Annotated in this window: 1 rRNA gene; it reads right to left on the bottom strand. The window is 45.6% G+C overall.

Going from position 1 to position 434, the window contains the following annotated elements:
• A 16S ribosomal RNA gene (locus tag KFE26_RS23670) occupies window positions 1–434 on the bottom strand; the annotation flags it as partial.

A 434-nucleotide genomic window follows, 5' to 3' on the forward strand; every position in this document is an offset into this window, starting at 1 on the left:
TACTGTTCTGTTTCATTTTGCTGTATACGACTTTGGATCGCAGTGTACACATGAGCTATAGACTACCGAATCTGTCTCTTATACGCTATTGACGCATCTGACGACGAGACTAGGAATTCTGTCTGCCTCTACTGCACTCAAGACTGCCAGTAACAAATGCAATTTTACGGTTGAGCCGCAAACTTTCACAACTGACTTAACAATCCGCCTACGCTCCCTTTAAACCCAATAAATCCGGATAACGCTCGGATCCTCCGTATTACCGCGGCTGCTGGCACGGAGTTAGCCGATCCTTATTCATATGGTACATACAAAAGTCCACACGTGGACCACTTTATTCCCATATAAAAGAAGTTTACAACCCATAGGGCAGTCATCCTTCACGCTACTTGGCTGGTTCAGACTCGCGTCCATTGACCAATATTCCTCACTGC

The sequence above is a fragment of the Shewanella sp. M16 genome, assembly GCF_018224605.1.
In the GTDB taxonomy this organism is placed as follows: Bacteria; Pseudomonadota; Gammaproteobacteria; order Enterobacterales; family Shewanellaceae; genus Shewanella; species Shewanella oncorhynchi.